The organism is Pseudoxanthomonas kalamensis DSM 18571, from assembly GCF_010211745.1.
GTDB classification, from domain to species: Bacteria; Pseudomonadota; Gammaproteobacteria; order Xanthomonadales; family Xanthomonadaceae; genus Pseudoxanthomonas_A; species Pseudoxanthomonas_A kalamensis.
In genome coordinates, this window is sequence record NZ_PDWQ01000005.1 from 203,034 (window position 1) to 216,949 (window position 13,916).

The following is a 13,916-nucleotide window of genomic DNA, read 5'->3' on the forward strand; positions in this document are numbered from 1 at the left end:
CGCTCCCGCCCCCATACCGACATACGCCCATGTCCCTCGTATCCCGTTTCCTCTGCTGGTTCGCACTGGCGTTCGCCCTGAACGCCGCTGCGGCCGAACCCGACCGCCGCATCGCTGTCACCATCGACGATCTGCCCTGGCAAGGCATCGGGAATACTCCGGAAGACCAGCTGCAGGCGCGTCACGCGGCACTGATCGCGCAACTGAAGCTGGCCGGGGTACCGATCACCGGTTTCGTCAACGAGGGCAAGCTGGAAGTCGATGGCGAACAACAGCCATCCCGCGTCGTGATGCTGCGCGACTGGCTGGAGGCCGGCTTCGAACTGGGCAACCACACCCATGGCCACCTCGATCTGCATGAGATCGGCCTGGAGGCCTACGAACAGGACATCCTGCAAGGCGAACGCGTGTTGCGCCCGTTGCTGGCCGAGTACGGATCCGCACCGCGCTGGTTCCGCCACCCTTACCTGCGCGCAGGCCGCACGCCCGAAGACCGCGCGACGCTGTCGGCCTTCCTGCACGATCACGGCTACCGCATCGCCCCAGTCACCGTCGACAATAGCGAATGGATCTGGGCTTTTGCCTATGTGCGCGTGCTCGACGGCCAGGCCGATGTGCCGGATCGGGAGGCTGTGCTGGAGCGCCTGCGTCACGGCTACATCCCGTACATGCTGAACAAGATCGACTACTACGAGCAGCAGTCGCAGGCCCTGCTCGGCTATGCCCTGCCACAGGTCTGGCTGATGCATGCCAACGAACTCAATGCCGCCACCTTTGCCGAGCTGATCGCCGCAGTGCAGCGTCGCGGCTATCGCATCGTGACCCTGGAAGACGCGCTACGCGACCCTGCCTATCGACGTGGCGAAGATGGTTACAACGGCCGCTACGGCCCCAGCTGGCTGCACCGCTGGGCAATGGCCGAGAACAAGCCGCGCGAGTTCTATGCCGGGGAGCCCACGGTACCGCAATGGGTCCTGGACCTGGCCGGAGTGGCGTCCGAGTAAGCCGTCAACGCGCTTCCCGCTAGACTTGCCGTGTCGGATGCCCGTCACGGGCACAGGAAACCCACATGTTCGATATCGCCGTCGTCTGCCTGGTCGTCACCGCCCTGCTGGCCTATCTCAATCATCGCTTCATCGGCCTGCCCACCACCATCGGGGTGATGGCCGTGGCCCTGCTGCTGTCGCTGGGCCTGATCGGGCTGGACCACCTGGGTTTCGGCGCCTTGCACGACTACGAGGCCGGCCTGCTGCAATCGATCGACTTCGCCGAAGTGCTGATGCAGGGCATGCTGTCGATGCTGCTGTTCGCCGGCGCCATGCACATCAACCTGGGCCAGCTGCGCGACTACCGCTGGCAGGTCGGCACGCTGGCGGTGCTGGGCACCGCGCTGTCGACCCTGATCGTCGGCTTCGGCCTGTACTGGCTGCTGCCGTGGCTGGGATTCGAACTGTCGCTCGGCTATTGCCTGGTGTTCGGCGCGCTGATCTCGCCGACCGACCCGATCGCGGTGCTGGCCCTGCTGCGTTCGGCCGGCGCCCCGGATACCGTGCGCCTGGTCGTTTCCGGCGAGTCGCTGTTCAACGACGGCGTCGGCGTGGTGCTGTTCTCGCTTCTGCTGACCATGGCTGCACAGGGCGAAGCGCCGACCTTGTCCGAAGGCGCCATCCTGCTGACCCACGAAGCTGGCGGCGGCCTGCTGCTCGGCGCCGCGCTGGGCGCGGTGCTGTTCTATCTGCTGCGCAGCATCGACAACTACAAGGTGGAAGTGCTGCTGACCCTGGCCGGCGTGCTGGGCGGCTACGAACTCGCGCACAGCCTGCACGTTTCCGGACCGCTGGCGATGGTGGTGGCCGGCCTGATCGTCGGCAACCACGGTCGCGCCTATGCCATGTCCGACACCACCCGCCAGAACGTCGACATGTTCTGGGAGTTGCTGGACGAAATCCTCAATGCGGTGCTGTTCGTGCTGCTGGGACTGGAAATCGTCATGGTCCAGTTCAACGCGCCAATCCTGCTGGCCTCGGCCGCGGCGATCGCCATCGCCCTGCTGGCCCGATTCCTGGCCGTGGGCCTGCCGATTGCGAAGCTGTCGAAGGCGTTCCGCCTGCCCGACGGCGCCTGGAAGATCCTCACTTGGGGCGGACTGCGCGGCGGCATCTCGGTGGCACTGGTGCTGTCGTTGCCTGCCGGCCCGCAGCGCGACCAGTTGCTGGCGATGACCTACGCGGTGGTGGTGTTCTCGATCCTGGTCCAGGGCACCACGATCAAGCCGATGATCCGCCGCATCCTGGCGACCAATACCGGCAGCCAGGCGCGCTGATTTCAGGGAACCGTCGGGACGCGCAGCATTCCGTCCGCCCGACTCGATCACGCATAACGTCCGCCACTCACCAGTCTCGAAGGCAGGAACAACGTCGCTGCCGTCACCGCAAGCGCCAGCACAAGCCACGGCAACCCGTAGTCGGCAGCGATACCAGCGATGTATTGCAGTTGCCCATCCAGCGCGTCGACGGCGGCCGGATCGCGCAACAGGCCAAGCCCCTGCTGGCAAACCGCGGCCAGCGCCACCACCAGCGCCAGCAGGCCGGGCCATGCCCGCGCCCAGGGAAATGCCAGCGACGGCCGGGTTGCCGATTCCCGCTCCACCGCATCCATCACCGAGGCAACGAACCCCGGCGATGGGGTAATCGTGTCCTCGCTGGCCAGCAGTCTGTCGATGTCTTCGCGATTCATAGCCGTTGCCTCAGTTTCGATTCGAGGAAATTCCGTCCGCGCGACAATCTGGCCTTGACCGTGCCCTCCGGCAGTCCAAGGCTGCGCGCCGTTGCCGCAATGTCCTGTTCGTGAAAATAGAACAGGACCAGCGGATCGCGATACTTCGGCGGCAGCGACTGTACCGCGCGCTGCACCAGCGCACGACGACCGGCTTCGTCGACCGCATCCTCCACCGATCCGGCCAGCGCCATCTGTTCGTCGACCGGCACCATCTCCGGGCCGGATCGACGCAACTCGTCGCGGTACGCATTGGTCGCCAGTGCGAACAGCCAGGTGGAGAATGCGGCATCGCGTCGCCACGAGCGCAGACGACGAAATGCCCGCAGGAAGGCCTCCTGGGCCATGTCCTCCGCCTTGCCGCGGTCACGACAGAACCGGTAGGCGAGATTCACCAAGGGACCCTGCCAACGCTCGACGATGGCGGAAAAGGCTGCCGTGTCCCCTTCCAAGACACGCTCGACTGCGATCCGGTCGTTTTCCCGCTCATGTGCCATCAACTGCCCTCCTGTCCCGTGAGACGGGCATTCGGGGAGGCCGGTTGCGTTATTTTCAACGCGCCGCCAGGAAATAATGCAACCGTGGTGGAAGCAGCCTCGTCAAACGAAGCAGATACACCCACTTGGCATCCGAGGAGATTCTCACAATGATGGCATTCTGGCTGATGATCGCCGTCGTCGTCGCAGCAGCGCTGGCGTTCATTTCGGTATTGGCCTGGCTCGACGGCCGGCGCAAGGAACGCGAAGCGCACTATCGCAATGAAATGGCACGGCGGATCGCCGAGGCCAGCGACCCGGCTCCGGTGCTGGAATACATCGGACGGATCGAGCAGGCCGAAGCCGCGCAGACGCGAACCAAGGCGCGCGTGAGCGGCCTGATCACCCTGGCAACTGGCGCAGCGCTGATGATCTTCCTGCACCAGATTGCACCGGGCACGGCCGTCTACCTCGTCGGCCTGATCCCGTTGCTGGTAGGCGTGGTGCTACTGGTCTCCTCCGAACTCTTCATGCGGACAAGAAAGTAGGTCGATAGCCGGGATGAGTGCGCAGTCCACGCCCCTTGCATGACCACCGTGGGCAAGGGGTTCCCGGATTACGCGAACGGATCCTGCAGCACCATCGTGTGCTCGCGGCCGGGGCCGGTGGAGACGATGGCCAGCGGACAACCGGCCAGCTCCTCCAGCGCGCGCAGATAGGCACGCGCGGCCGGCGGTAGTTGTTCCCACTCGGTGATGCCGTGGGTGTTCTCGTCCCAGCCGGGGAACTCCAGGTACACCGGGGTGATCTCGTCCCAGCCGGCGGCGTCCAGCGGCGCGTATTCGGTGCGCTTGCCACGGTATTCGTAGGCGATGCACACCTTCAGCGACTTCATGCCGTCCAGCACGTCCAGCTTGGTGATGCACAGGCCGCTGATGCCGTTGATCGCCACCGCGCGCTTCAACGCCACGATATCCATCCAGCCGCAACGGCGCGGACGACCGGTGGACGCGCCGTATTCCTGGCCGCGATCGCGGATGCCCTGGCCGACATCGTCGTCCAGTTCGGTCGGGAACGGACCGCCGCCGACGCGGGTGGCGTAGGCCTTGGCGATGCCCAGCACGTAGTCGATGGCATCCGCGCCGACGCCGGTACCGGCCAGCGCGCCGCCGACGGTGGTGTTGGAACTGGTGACATACGGGTAGGTGCCGTGGTCGATGTCCAGCAACGCACCCTGCGCGCCTTCGTACAGCACCTTCTTGCCCTGCTTGCGCAGTTCGTGGAGGATACCGGCCACGTCGGATTTCATCGGCTGCACGTACTCACCGAAGGCCAGCGCCTCGTCATAGGTCTGCCGAAAGTCGATGGCCTCGCCGCCCAGGTACTTCGTCAGCACGAAGTTGTGGTAATCCAGCGCGGTACGCAGCAGTTCTTCGAGCTGCCCGGGATAGTGCAGGTCGGCGACGCGGATGCCGCGCCGCGCCACCTTGTCCTCGTAGGCCGGGCCAATGCCACGGCCAGTGGTGCCGATGGCCTTGCCGCCGGCAGCCTTCTCGCGCGCCTGGTCCAGGGCGATGTGGTACGGCATGATCAGCGGCGTGGCCGGACTGATCTTGAGCCGCGAGCGCACTTCCACGCCGTTGCCTTCCAGTTCGTCAATTTCCTTCTTCAGCGCCGCCGGCGACAGCACCACGCCGTTGCCGATCAGGCACAGCGCGCCTTCGCGCAGGATCCCGGAAGGAATCAGGTGCAGCACGGTCTTCTTGCCGCCGATCACCAGCGTGTGGCCGGCGTTGTGGCCGCCCTGGAAGCGCACGACGGCGCCGATTTCCTCGGTGAGCAGATCGACGATCTTGCCCTTGCCTTCGTCGCCCCACTGGGCGCCGAGAACGACGACTGACTGACCCATGGCCGGTGACTCCGCTGCATGCGGCCATCGGGGCCGCGGAATGGGCCGTGCCGGCTGCGGCGTTGTCAATGCCGGCGATTCCATCGGGGAACCACCGGCCACGCCCGTCCTGACACGGAAAAAGCCGGAAGGGCAATTGCCCCTTCCGGCTTTTTTGCATTATCCGGGTTTTGTGCAACAGCGGCTACCCCGCCGCCCGTAGACTGCACGCAGGGCCGCATCGCCACGGAAGCGCCCGCCGCCGGGAGAGAGCGGCGGCGGGCGCGCTTCCGTCAGCGGCGTGCCACCGGCCTGGCCTTCGGCGCCACCGCCGACACCGGCTTGCGCGACGCCGGGGCCGTGCGGCCGACCTCGATCCGGTCGCGGTTCTTTTCCACCGTTTTCAGGCCGATACCCTTGACCATGGCCAGTTCGTCGGCGCTCTTGAACGGGCCGTTGGCCTTACGGTACTCGATGATGGCCTGGGCCTTGGCCGGGCCGACATTGATCAGCACCGCGTCCAGGGTGGCCGCGTCGGCAGTGTTGATGTTGACCTTGTCCGCGGCGAAGGCACTGGTGGCCAGCAGCAGCGACAGCACGACCGCCTTGATCAAATGTGAAAAATGCTTCATTTCCATGCTCCTTGCGATGAATGGGGATGTCCCCGGTCCGCTTCCGCTCTGCGGCCGGCAGGGACAGTTTTCCGCATCGAATGGGGGCAGGCTACCGGGGCTGCGCCGGTGTTTCTGCCGGGAAATGCCGCTGCGCCCTGTAGGAAAAGTCCTACCGGTGGCAGGGCGTAGAATTGCAGCCACGTTCGCCACCGGAAATCGCCATGGACTCCAGCCGCCTCGACCGCTACGTCGCCGAAAAATGGGACGACGACATCATCCCGCAGTTGGTCGACTACATCCGCATCCCCAACAAGTCGCCGATGTTCGACAAGGACTGGGTGGCGCACGGTTACATGGACGACGCGGTGGCGCTGATGGAGCGCTGGGCGCGCAGCCAGCCGATCGCCGGCATGCAGCTGGAAGTCGTCCGGCTGGAAGGCCGTACCCCGCTGATCTACATCGAAATCCCGGCCAGCGACCCCACCAGCGGCGAGGACAGCGTGCTGCTGTACGGCCACCTGGACAAGCAGCCGGAGATGACCGGCTGGGACAGCGATCTCGGGCCGTGGACCCCGGTGATCAAGGGCGACCGGCTGTACGGACGCGGCGGCGCCGACGATGGCTACGCGATCTTCGGATCGCTGGCCGCGATCCTGGCGCTGCAGGAACAGGGCCTGCCGCACGCGCGCTGCGTGGTGCTGATCGAGGCCTGCGAGGAATCCGGCAGCTACGACCTGCCGGCCTACGTCGACCATCTGGCCGCGCGCATCGGCAAGCCGTCGCTGGTGGTCTGCCTGGATTCGGGCTGCGGCAACTACGACCAGTTGTGGTGCACCACCTCGTTGCGCGGCATGGCCGGCGGCAATTTCGGCGTCAAGGTGCTGTCCGAAGGCGTGCATTCCGGCGACGCTTCCGGTGTGGTGCCGTCCAGCTTCCGCATCCTGCGCCAGCTGCTGTCGCGGCTGGAGGACGAGGCCAGCGGCAGGATCCGCATCGAGGGCCTGTTCGCCGAAATTCCGGACGAGCGCCGCGACCAGGCAAGCAAGGTCGCCGAGGTGCTGGGCGACGAGGTCTACAGCAAGTTCCCGCTGCTGCCGGGCATGCGCCCGATGTCCGACGATCTGACCGAGCTGGTGCTCAATCGCACCTGGCGCCCGGCGCTGTCGGTGACCGGCGTGGACGGCATGCCACCGCTGGAATCGGCCGGCAACGTGCTGCGCCCGCACACCGCGGTCAAGCTGTCGCTGCGACTGCCGCCCACCCTGGACGGCACCGCCGCCGGCGAGCTGCTCAAGCAGGTGCTGCTGAGCGACCCGCCGTATGGCGCACAAGTCGAACTGAAACTGGAGAAGGCTTCCACCGGCTGGAATGCCCCGGCGATGTCGCCGTGGCTGTCTTCGGCCATCGAGGACGCCTCGCAGGCGGTGTTCGGCAAGCCGGCCATGTACATGGGCGAAGGCGGCACGATCCCGTTCATGGGCATGCTGGGGGAGAAGTTCCCAGGCGCACAGTTCATGATCACCGGCGTGCTGGGCCCGCATTCCAATGCGCACGGACCGAACGAATTCCTGCATATCCCGATGGGCAAGCGGATGACCGCCTGCGTGGCCCGGGTGATCACCGAGCATCATGCCGCCAGCCTGCGCGGCGAGACCGCCGGAATCGCCGCCGTGGCCGGGGGCAGCCAGCATGGCGAACACGGCTGCTGCTGACGCTTTTCCGGACCAAAAGGGCTGCTAGGATAGGCCTTCCATCCCACCCTCGCGCGAGAGGAACCCCATGTTCGACGGAGTCTTCGGCTACATCATCGGCGGTGCCGTGATCGGCATCCTCGCCCGCTTCATCAAGCCCGGTGCGGACCCGCTGGGCTGGATCCTGACCATCCTGCTCGGCATTGCCGGTGCCTACATCGGCGGCTACTTTGTCCCCGGCGGCGGCTGGCTGGCCTGGGTCGCGGCGATCGGCGCGGCCATCGTGCTGCTGTTCCTGTACGAGATGGTGCGCAAGAAGAAGAAATGACCGCGAGCGCATGCCACACGAGAAACGCCCCGTTTGGGGCATTTCTCGTTTACGCATCCCGGTCGCGCCGGACTCAGCCGCTGCGCCCGTATACATCCTCGAAGCGGACGATATCGTCCTCGCCCAGGTAGCTGCCGGACTGCACCTCGATCAGTTCCAGCGGCACCTTGCCGGGATTCTCCAGCCGGTGCTTGACCCCCAGCGGGATGTAAGTGCTCTCGTTCTCGCTCAGCAGCAGGATGTCCTCGCCCCGAGTCACCTTCGCCGTACCGCTGACCACGATCCAGTGTTCGGCGCGGTGATGGTGCATCTGCAGGCTCAGCGCAGCGCCCGGATTGACGGTGATGCGCTTGACCTGGAAACGCTCGCCCATGTCGATGGAGTCGTAGGCGCCCCACGGCCGGTAGACCTTGCGATGCAGGACCGCCTGGCTGCGTTGCTCGGCCTTCAGCTGCGCGACCACCTGCTTGACCTCCTGCACGCGGTCCTTGCGCGCCACCAGCACCGCATCGTCGGTCTCCACCACCACCACGTCGTCGACGCCGACCAGGGCGACCATGCGCTGCGCGTAGGCGTAACTGTTGCGGCTGTCCACCGCGATCACGTCGCCGTGGTGCGCATTGCCGTCGGCATCGCGTTCGGCCACCTCCCACAGCGCCGACCACGAACCGACGTCGCTCCAGCCGATGTCCACCGGCAGCACCATCGCATGCGCGGTCTTTTCCATGACCGCGTAGTCGATCGAATCGGAAGGGCCGGCGGCGAAAGCGGCCTTGTCCAGGCGGACGAAATCGCCGTCATGGCGCGCCGCGGCGAAGGCCACGCGCACGGCATCGAGGATGTCCGGACGAAATTGCTTCAATTCGTCGAGGAAGCGACCGGCACGGAATAGGAACATGCCGCTGTTCCAGTAATAGCCGCCGGCATCCAAATACGACTGCGCCGTCGCCGCATCGGGTTTCTCGACGAAGCGCAGGACCTTGCGCAGACCCTTGCCGGACTCGGCCTGGATGTAGCCGAACCCGGTTTCCGGTGCATCCGGGACGATGCCGAAGGTGACCAGGGCGCCTTCGGCCGCCGCCGGCATCGCCGCGCGCACGGCGACCTGGAACGCCGCTGCATCCCGGACCACGTGGTCGGAAGGCAGCACCAGCAGCAGCGGATCTTCGCCGCCGGCCATCGCCTGCAGGGCTGCGGCCGCGATCGCCGGCGCGGTGTTGCGACCGACCGGCTCCAGCAGGATCGCCGGGGTCGGCGCCCCCAGCTGGCGCAGTTGTTCGGCCGCCAGAAAGCGATGCTCCTCGTTGGCCACCACCAGCGGCGGCAGGTCCCCCAGCGGCGCGACCCGGCGCCAGGTCTCCTGCAACAGGCTCTCTTCCCCGATCAACGGAAGGAACTGCTTGGGATAGGCCTCCCGCGACAACGGCCACAGCCGCGTACCGGACCCACCGGACAACAGGACGGGTTGCAGTTTGTCCATGCGCTACTCTCAGACCGATAATGTGTCAGTTTACCCTCTGGGACGATGGACCCGATTCCGACCGCAGCGCATGACCCACCCCATTCAGGCCCGCCCTAATCAGGCTCGCTCTAATCAGGATGTTTCCGCACGGACCGCACAGCGCCTGGCCTGGGCGCGCGCGGGATTGGATGACGCCAATGCCACGCTGGAGCGTGCCTCGATCGATGCCGGTCAGCGCAGCTACTGGCGCAGCCACGGCGCCGGCGTCAGCCGCATCGTCATGGACGCCCCGCCGGGGCTGGAGGACGTGCGCCCCTGGCTGCAGGTCCGCGAACTGCTGGCCGGCCACGGCGTGCGCGTTCCCGACGTGCTGGCCCGCGATGTCGAAGCCGGCTTCCTGCTGCTGGAGGACCTCGGCGGTCCGACCCTGGCCCAGGCGCTGGACGCAGACAACGCCGATGCCTGGTTCGAAGCCGCCACCGGCCAGCTGCTGACCCTGCAGCGGATCGCCCCACCCGACGACATGGGCGAATTCGGCGAAGCCCTGCTGCAGCGCGATGCCGGCCTGTTCGAGGAATGGTTCCTGCGCCGCCATCTCGGCCTGGAACTGGGTTGCGACGACAGTGCGCGGCTGGAACTGGTGCAGCAGCGACTGATGGACTGCGCCCTGTCGCAGCCGCGGGTCCTGACCCACCGCGATTTCATGCCGCGCAACCTGATGCCGGTGTCCGACGGCCCGGCGGTGCTGGATTTCCAGGACTGCGTGCGCGGCCCGATCGCCTACGACGCGGTCAGCCTGTTCAAGGACGCCTTCCTGAGTTGGCCGCTGGCGCGAGTGGACGGCTGGCTGGCGCGCTACCACGCGCGCGCCGCGCAAGCCGGCCTGCCGGTGCCGCCGTGGGAACGGTTCCTGCGCGACGCCGACTGGATGGGCGTGCAGCGGCACCTGAAGATCCTCGGCATCTTCTCCCGTCTGCACTACCGCGACGGCAAGAGCCGCTACCTGCCGGACACCCCGCGCTTCATCGCCTACCTCGACGAAGTGGTGCCGCGCCACCGCGAATTGCAGCCGCTGGGCGAACTGCTGGAAACGCGCATCAAGCCGGCCCTGCGGGCCCGGGCCGCGGCATGAGGGCGCTGATTTTCGCCGCCGGCTTCGGCGAGCGCATGCGTCCGCTGACCGATCACCTGCCCAAGCCGCTGATCGAAGCCGGCGGCCAGCCGCTGATCGCCTGGCACTTGCGGAAGCTCGCCGATATCGGCGTGCGCGAGGTGGTGATCAACACCTCGTGGCTTGCAGAAAAGTTCCCGCAGATTCTCGGCGACGGCGCGCGCTGGGGCCTGCGCATCCGCTATTCGCACGAAGGCGACGCACCGCTGGAAACCGGTGGCGGCATGCGGCATGCACTGCCGTGGCTGACCGAGGAACGCGATCCGGACGCGCCTTTCATCGCCGTCAACGGCGACATCTGGACCGATTACGACTTCGCACGGCTGCCGCGCGAACCGGCTGGCCTGGCGCACCTGGTCCTGGTCGACAATCCCGAACACCATCCGCAAGGCGATTTTCACCTGGACGCGGATGGCCGCGTGCATGCGGATGGCGATCCCCGGCTGACCTTTGCCGGCATTGGCGTGTACCGCCCGACCCTGCTCGAGGGCTGGCGCGAGGTCATCGGCCCCACCCCGGGCGCGCAGGTCGAGCCGTCACGATTCCAGCTGGCGCCGCTGCTGCGGACGGCGATGCGCAAGGGACAGGTGCATGGCGAACGCCTGGACGGCCGCTGGACCGACGTCGGCACCCCGCAACGGCTGCAGGCGCTGAACGAGGAGTTGCAGGAGACCGCCTGATCGGCGGACGGACCCAACGCGGAAATCGGCGCTACTTGGCGCAGCGGGCGCACAGCCCGTGCACTTCCAGCGTCTGCGCCTGCGGGTGGAAGCCCAGGGCCTTGGCGCGCGCGTCCAGTTGTGCGACCACGTCGCGGTCTTCCAGCTCCACTGCGTTGTGGCAGCGGTCGCAGATCAGGAACGGCACTGAATGCTGCGCGCTGCTGGGATGATGGCAGGCGACGTAGGCGTTGACCGATTCCAGCTTGTGCACGAAGCCGTTGGCCATCAGGAAATCCAGCGCGCGGTACACCGTCGGCGGTGCGTCGGCGCCGACGCCTTTCTCGGCGCGCACCCATTCCAGCAGTTCGTAGGCCTTGACCGGCTTGCCGGCCTTGGCGATCAGTCCCAGCACCCGCGCACGGATCGCGGTCAGGCGCAGCCCGCGCTCGCGGCATGCCTGTTCCACCGCCGAGACGAAGCCGTCGGCGTCGTCGACGTGGTGCTTGGGATCGGTGCAGGCGCGTTGCCGAACCATGGGCGAATCATGCCTCCTTCGGCAACAGGATGAGGGCAGCGTCGATCCGCTTCAAGGCTTCGCCCTGTCCGGCCAGATAGACCGTGTGCGAGATGTCGGGGCTGACCTGGGTGCCGGTGATCGCCACCCGCAGCGGTTGCGCCACCTTGCCCATGCCAATCTCCAGCGCCTCGGCGACCCGGTGCAGCGCGGCCGATACCGCTTCCACGTCCCACGCCGGCAGTGCCGCCAGCAGCTCGCGTGCCTTCGACAGCGGTGCGGCGGCGGCAAGCTTCAGGTGCTTGGCCACCGCGGCCTCGTCGTAGATCTCCAGCGGCCGGTACCAGACCTGCGCCTTCTCGGCCATTTCCTGCAGGGTCTGCACCCGCTCGCGCAGGGCGATGACCACATCGACCGATGCCGGACCGGTAGCCGGGTCGATGTCCAGCCGTCGCAACTGATACTCCAGTTGCGGCGCGATCGTCGCCGGGTCGTCATTCTTCAGATAGTGCTGGTTGACCCAGCCCAGCTTGGCCATGTCCAGCCGCGCGGCCTTGGAATTCACGTCCTTCACGTCGAACAGGTCGATCAGCTCCTGCCGCGAGAACAGTTCCTGGTCACCATGCGACCAGCCCAGCCGCGCCAGGTAGTTGATCAGCGCGTGCGGCAGGTAGCCGGCGTCCTTGTACTGCATCACGTCGGCCGCGCCGGTACGCTTGGACAGCTTGGCGCCCTGCTCGTCCAGGATCATCGGCATGTGCGCGAACTTCGGCACCAGCGCACCCAGCGCTTGGTAGATATTGATCTGTCGCGGCGTGTTGTTGATGTGATCGTCGCCGCGAATCACTTCGGTGATGCCCATGTCCCAATCGTCCACCACCACCGCGAAGTTGTAGGTGGGGTAACCGTCCGGACGGAAGATCACCATGTCGTCCAGTTCGCTGTTGGCGATCTCGATGCGGCCCTTGATCAGGTCATCGAAGGCCACCACGCCGCCGAGCGGATTCTTGAAACGGATGACCCGGTTGGGATCGTCGCGGTACGGCAGGCCCAGATCGCGCGCGGCACCGTTGTAGCGCGGCTTCTCCTGCTTCGCCATCGCTGCCTCGCGCATGGCGTCCAGCTCTTCCCGTGTCTCGTAGGCGTAGTAGGCCTTGCCGGCCACGACCAGCTGTTCGGCCACTTCACGGTAGCGGGCCACCCGATCGGTCTGGTAGACCGGACCCTCGTCGTAGTCCAGGCCCAGCCAGTCCATCGCCTCCAGGATGGCGTCGATGGCCGCCTGGGTACTGCGCTCGCGGTCGGTGTCCTCGATCCGCAACACGAACTGCCCGCCGCGGTGGCGCGCCTCCAGCCAGCAGTACAGCGCCGTGCGCGCGCCGCCGATATGCAGGTAGCCGGTGGGACTGGGGGCGAAGCGGGTACGGCAGGTCATGAGGAGCTGGGCGGCAGTGGAGGCCATCCATTTTAACGAAGCCGGATTCGGCCTGCTGCGGGCGGGCCACACCTCCCATCGCCGTCAATCGCCCCGGGCGGCCGCCATGCCGGAACCGCGACTACAATTCTCACATGACCACCCTGTTCATCTCCGACCTGCACCTGGACGCCGAACGCCCGGACACCACCGAGCTGTTCGGCGCCTTCCTGCGCAACCAGGCGCGGCGCGCCGAGGCGCTGTACATCCTGGGCGACCTGTTCGAGACCTGGGTCGGCGACGACGACGATTCGCGGGTCGGCGCCTGGGTCGCCGCGCACCTGCGCGAACTGGCCGACAGCGGCGTACCGGTGCACTTCATCCGCGGCAACCGCGATTTCCTGCTCGGCTCCGCCTATGCCCGCCATGCGGGATTCCGCATCCTGCCCGATCCGGCGGTGATCCTGCTGTACGGCACGCCGGTGCTGCTGCTGCACGGCGACCTGCTGTGCAGCGATGACACCGCCTACCAGGCGTTCCGTGCGCAGACCCGCGACCCGGCCTGGCAATCGGCCTTCCTCGCCCAACCGCTGGCGGCGCGCCAGGCCTTCGCCGCGCAGGCACGCGCGGCCAGCCAGGCACGGCAATCCGAGCTGAAAGACGGCGGCATGGGCAATTTCGAAACCATCACCGACGTGACCCCGGCGACGGTGGAAGCGACCTTCGCCCGCTACGGTATCGACACCATGATCCACGGCCATACCCATCGCCCGGCCGTACACCGGCTGCAGGTCGGCGGCCGCGAATGCCATCGCATCGTGCTGGGCGACTGGTACGAACAGGGATCGGTACTGCGCGTCGATGCCGAGAGCATGAAACTGGAAAGCCTGCTGTAGCAGCAGCGGCGTCAGCCGCGACCGT

The 13,916-nt window shown here is 66.8% G+C and carries 15 protein-coding genes; 8 read left to right on the forward strand and 7 right to left on the reverse strand.

Going from position 1 to position 13,916, the window contains the following annotated elements; genetic code table 11:
- The first annotated feature begins 29 nt into the window (after positions 1-29).
- A complete protein-coding gene (locus CSC70_RS11450; RefSeq protein WP_162456754.1) occupies positions 30-1,004 on the forward strand; it encodes a polysaccharide deacetylase family protein in 975 nt (324 codons plus the stop codon).
- Positions 1,005-1,069: 65 nt separating this feature from the next.
- Positions 1,070-2,323 (forward strand): cation:proton antiporter, encoded by a 1,254-nt coding sequence (locus CSC70_RS11455; RefSeq protein WP_162456755.1) that lies wholly within the window; start codon positions 1,070-1,072, stop codon positions 2,321-2,323.
- A gap of 47 nt (positions 2,324-2,370) precedes the next feature.
- On the opposite strand, the gene CSC70_RS11460 is transcribed toward CSC70_RS11455, so the two are convergent.
- Complete coding sequence (locus CSC70_RS11460; protein ID WP_162456756.1) at positions 2,371-2,736, reverse strand: hypothetical protein; 366 nt, start codon at positions 2,734-2,736, stop codon at positions 2,371-2,373.
- Entirely contained in the window at positions 2,733-3,272 is a 540-nt protein-coding gene (locus CSC70_RS11465) for an RNA polymerase sigma factor (protein WP_162456757.1), read from the reverse strand. The genes CSC70_RS11460 and CSC70_RS11465 overlap by 4 nt, the downstream gene beginning before the upstream one ends.
- Before the next feature lie 149 nt (positions 3,273-3,421).
- On the opposite strand from CSC70_RS11465, the gene CSC70_RS11470 reads away from it, so the two are divergent.
- Positions 3,422-3,799 carry a hypothetical protein gene (locus CSC70_RS11470; RefSeq protein WP_162456758.1) on the forward strand — a complete coding sequence of 126 codons (378 nt, stop codon included), beginning with the start codon at positions 3,422-3,424 and terminating at the stop codon, positions 3,797-3,799.
- A gap of 68 nt (positions 3,800-3,867) precedes the next feature.
- Here the strand turns inward: CSC70_RS11470 and CSC70_RS11475 are convergent, their stop codons facing one another.
- Positions 3,868-5,160, reverse strand: coding sequence for an adenylosuccinate synthase (locus CSC70_RS11475; RefSeq protein WP_162456759.1), 1,293 nt, complete (start codon positions 5,158-5,160; stop codon positions 3,868-3,870).
- Positions 5,161-5,432: 272 nt separating this feature from the next.
- Positions 5,433-5,771 carry a ComEA family DNA-binding protein gene (locus CSC70_RS11480; protein WP_162456760.1) on the reverse strand — a complete coding sequence of 113 codons (339 nt, stop codon included), beginning with the start codon at positions 5,769-5,771 and terminating at the stop codon, positions 5,433-5,435.
- A gap of 203 nt (positions 5,772-5,974) precedes the next feature.
- On the opposite strand from CSC70_RS11480, the gene CSC70_RS11485 reads away from it, so the two are divergent.
- Together CSC70_RS11485 and CSC70_RS11490 are read left to right on the forward strand one after the other, a co-directional pair.
- Complete coding sequence (locus tag CSC70_RS11485) at positions 5,975-7,465, forward strand: M20 family metallopeptidase (protein ID WP_162456761.1); 1,491 nt, start codon at positions 5,975-5,977, stop codon at positions 7,463-7,465.
- Positions 7,466-7,532: 67 nt separating this feature from the next.
- Positions 7,533-7,772: a GlsB/YeaQ/YmgE family stress response membrane protein gene (locus CSC70_RS11490; RefSeq protein WP_162456762.1), complete on the forward strand. Its 240-nt coding sequence runs from the start codon at positions 7,533-7,535 to the stop codon at positions 7,770-7,772.
- A gap of 73 nt (positions 7,773-7,845) precedes the next feature.
- Here CSC70_RS11490 and CSC70_RS11495 read toward each other — a convergent pair whose 3' ends face one another.
- Positions 7,846-9,252, reverse strand: a complete 1,407-nt coding sequence (locus tag CSC70_RS11495) for a mannose-1-phosphate guanylyltransferase/mannose-6-phosphate isomerase (protein ID WP_162456763.1) — start codon at positions 9,250-9,252, stop codon at positions 7,846-7,848.
- Positions 9,253-9,322: 70 nt separating this feature from the next.
- Here CSC70_RS11495 and CSC70_RS11500 point away from each other — a divergent pair, with 70 nt between their 5' ends.
- Together CSC70_RS11500 and murU are read left to right on the forward strand one after the other, a co-directional pair.
- Positions 9,323-10,366: an aminoglycoside phosphotransferase family protein gene (locus CSC70_RS11500; RefSeq protein ID WP_162456764.1), complete on the forward strand. Its 1,044-nt coding sequence runs from the start codon at positions 9,323-9,325 to the stop codon at positions 10,364-10,366.
- The gene (murU, locus tag CSC70_RS11505; RefSeq protein ID WP_162456765.1) at positions 10,363-11,085 is read left to right on the forward strand and encodes an N-acetylmuramate alpha-1-phosphate uridylyltransferase MurU; all 723 of its coding nucleotides are present in this window, start codon (positions 10,363-10,365) and stop codon (positions 11,083-11,085) included. The genes CSC70_RS11500 and murU overlap by 4 nt, the downstream gene beginning before the upstream one ends.
- A 31-nt stretch (positions 11,086-11,116) precedes the next feature.
- Here the strand turns inward: murU and CSC70_RS11510 are convergent, their stop codons facing one another.
- Positions 11,117-11,602: a Fur family transcriptional regulator gene (locus tag CSC70_RS11510; protein ID WP_162456766.1), complete on the reverse strand. Its 486-nt coding sequence runs from the start codon at positions 11,600-11,602 to the stop codon at positions 11,117-11,119.
- 7 nt (positions 11,603-11,609) lie between these two features.
- Complete coding sequence (gene gltX, locus CSC70_RS11515; protein WP_162456767.1) at positions 11,610-13,016, reverse strand: glutamate--tRNA ligase; 1,407 nt, start codon at positions 13,014-13,016, stop codon at positions 11,610-11,612.
- A 134-nt stretch (positions 13,017-13,150) separates the two neighbouring features.
- Here gltX and lpxH point away from each other — a divergent pair, with 134 nt between their 5' ends.
- The gene (lpxH, locus tag CSC70_RS11520) at positions 13,151-13,891 is read left to right on the forward strand and encodes a UDP-2,3-diacylglucosamine diphosphatase (protein ID WP_162456768.1); all 741 of its coding nucleotides are present in this window, start codon (positions 13,151-13,153) and stop codon (positions 13,889-13,891) included.
- Positions 13,892-13,916 lie beyond the last annotated feature (25 nt).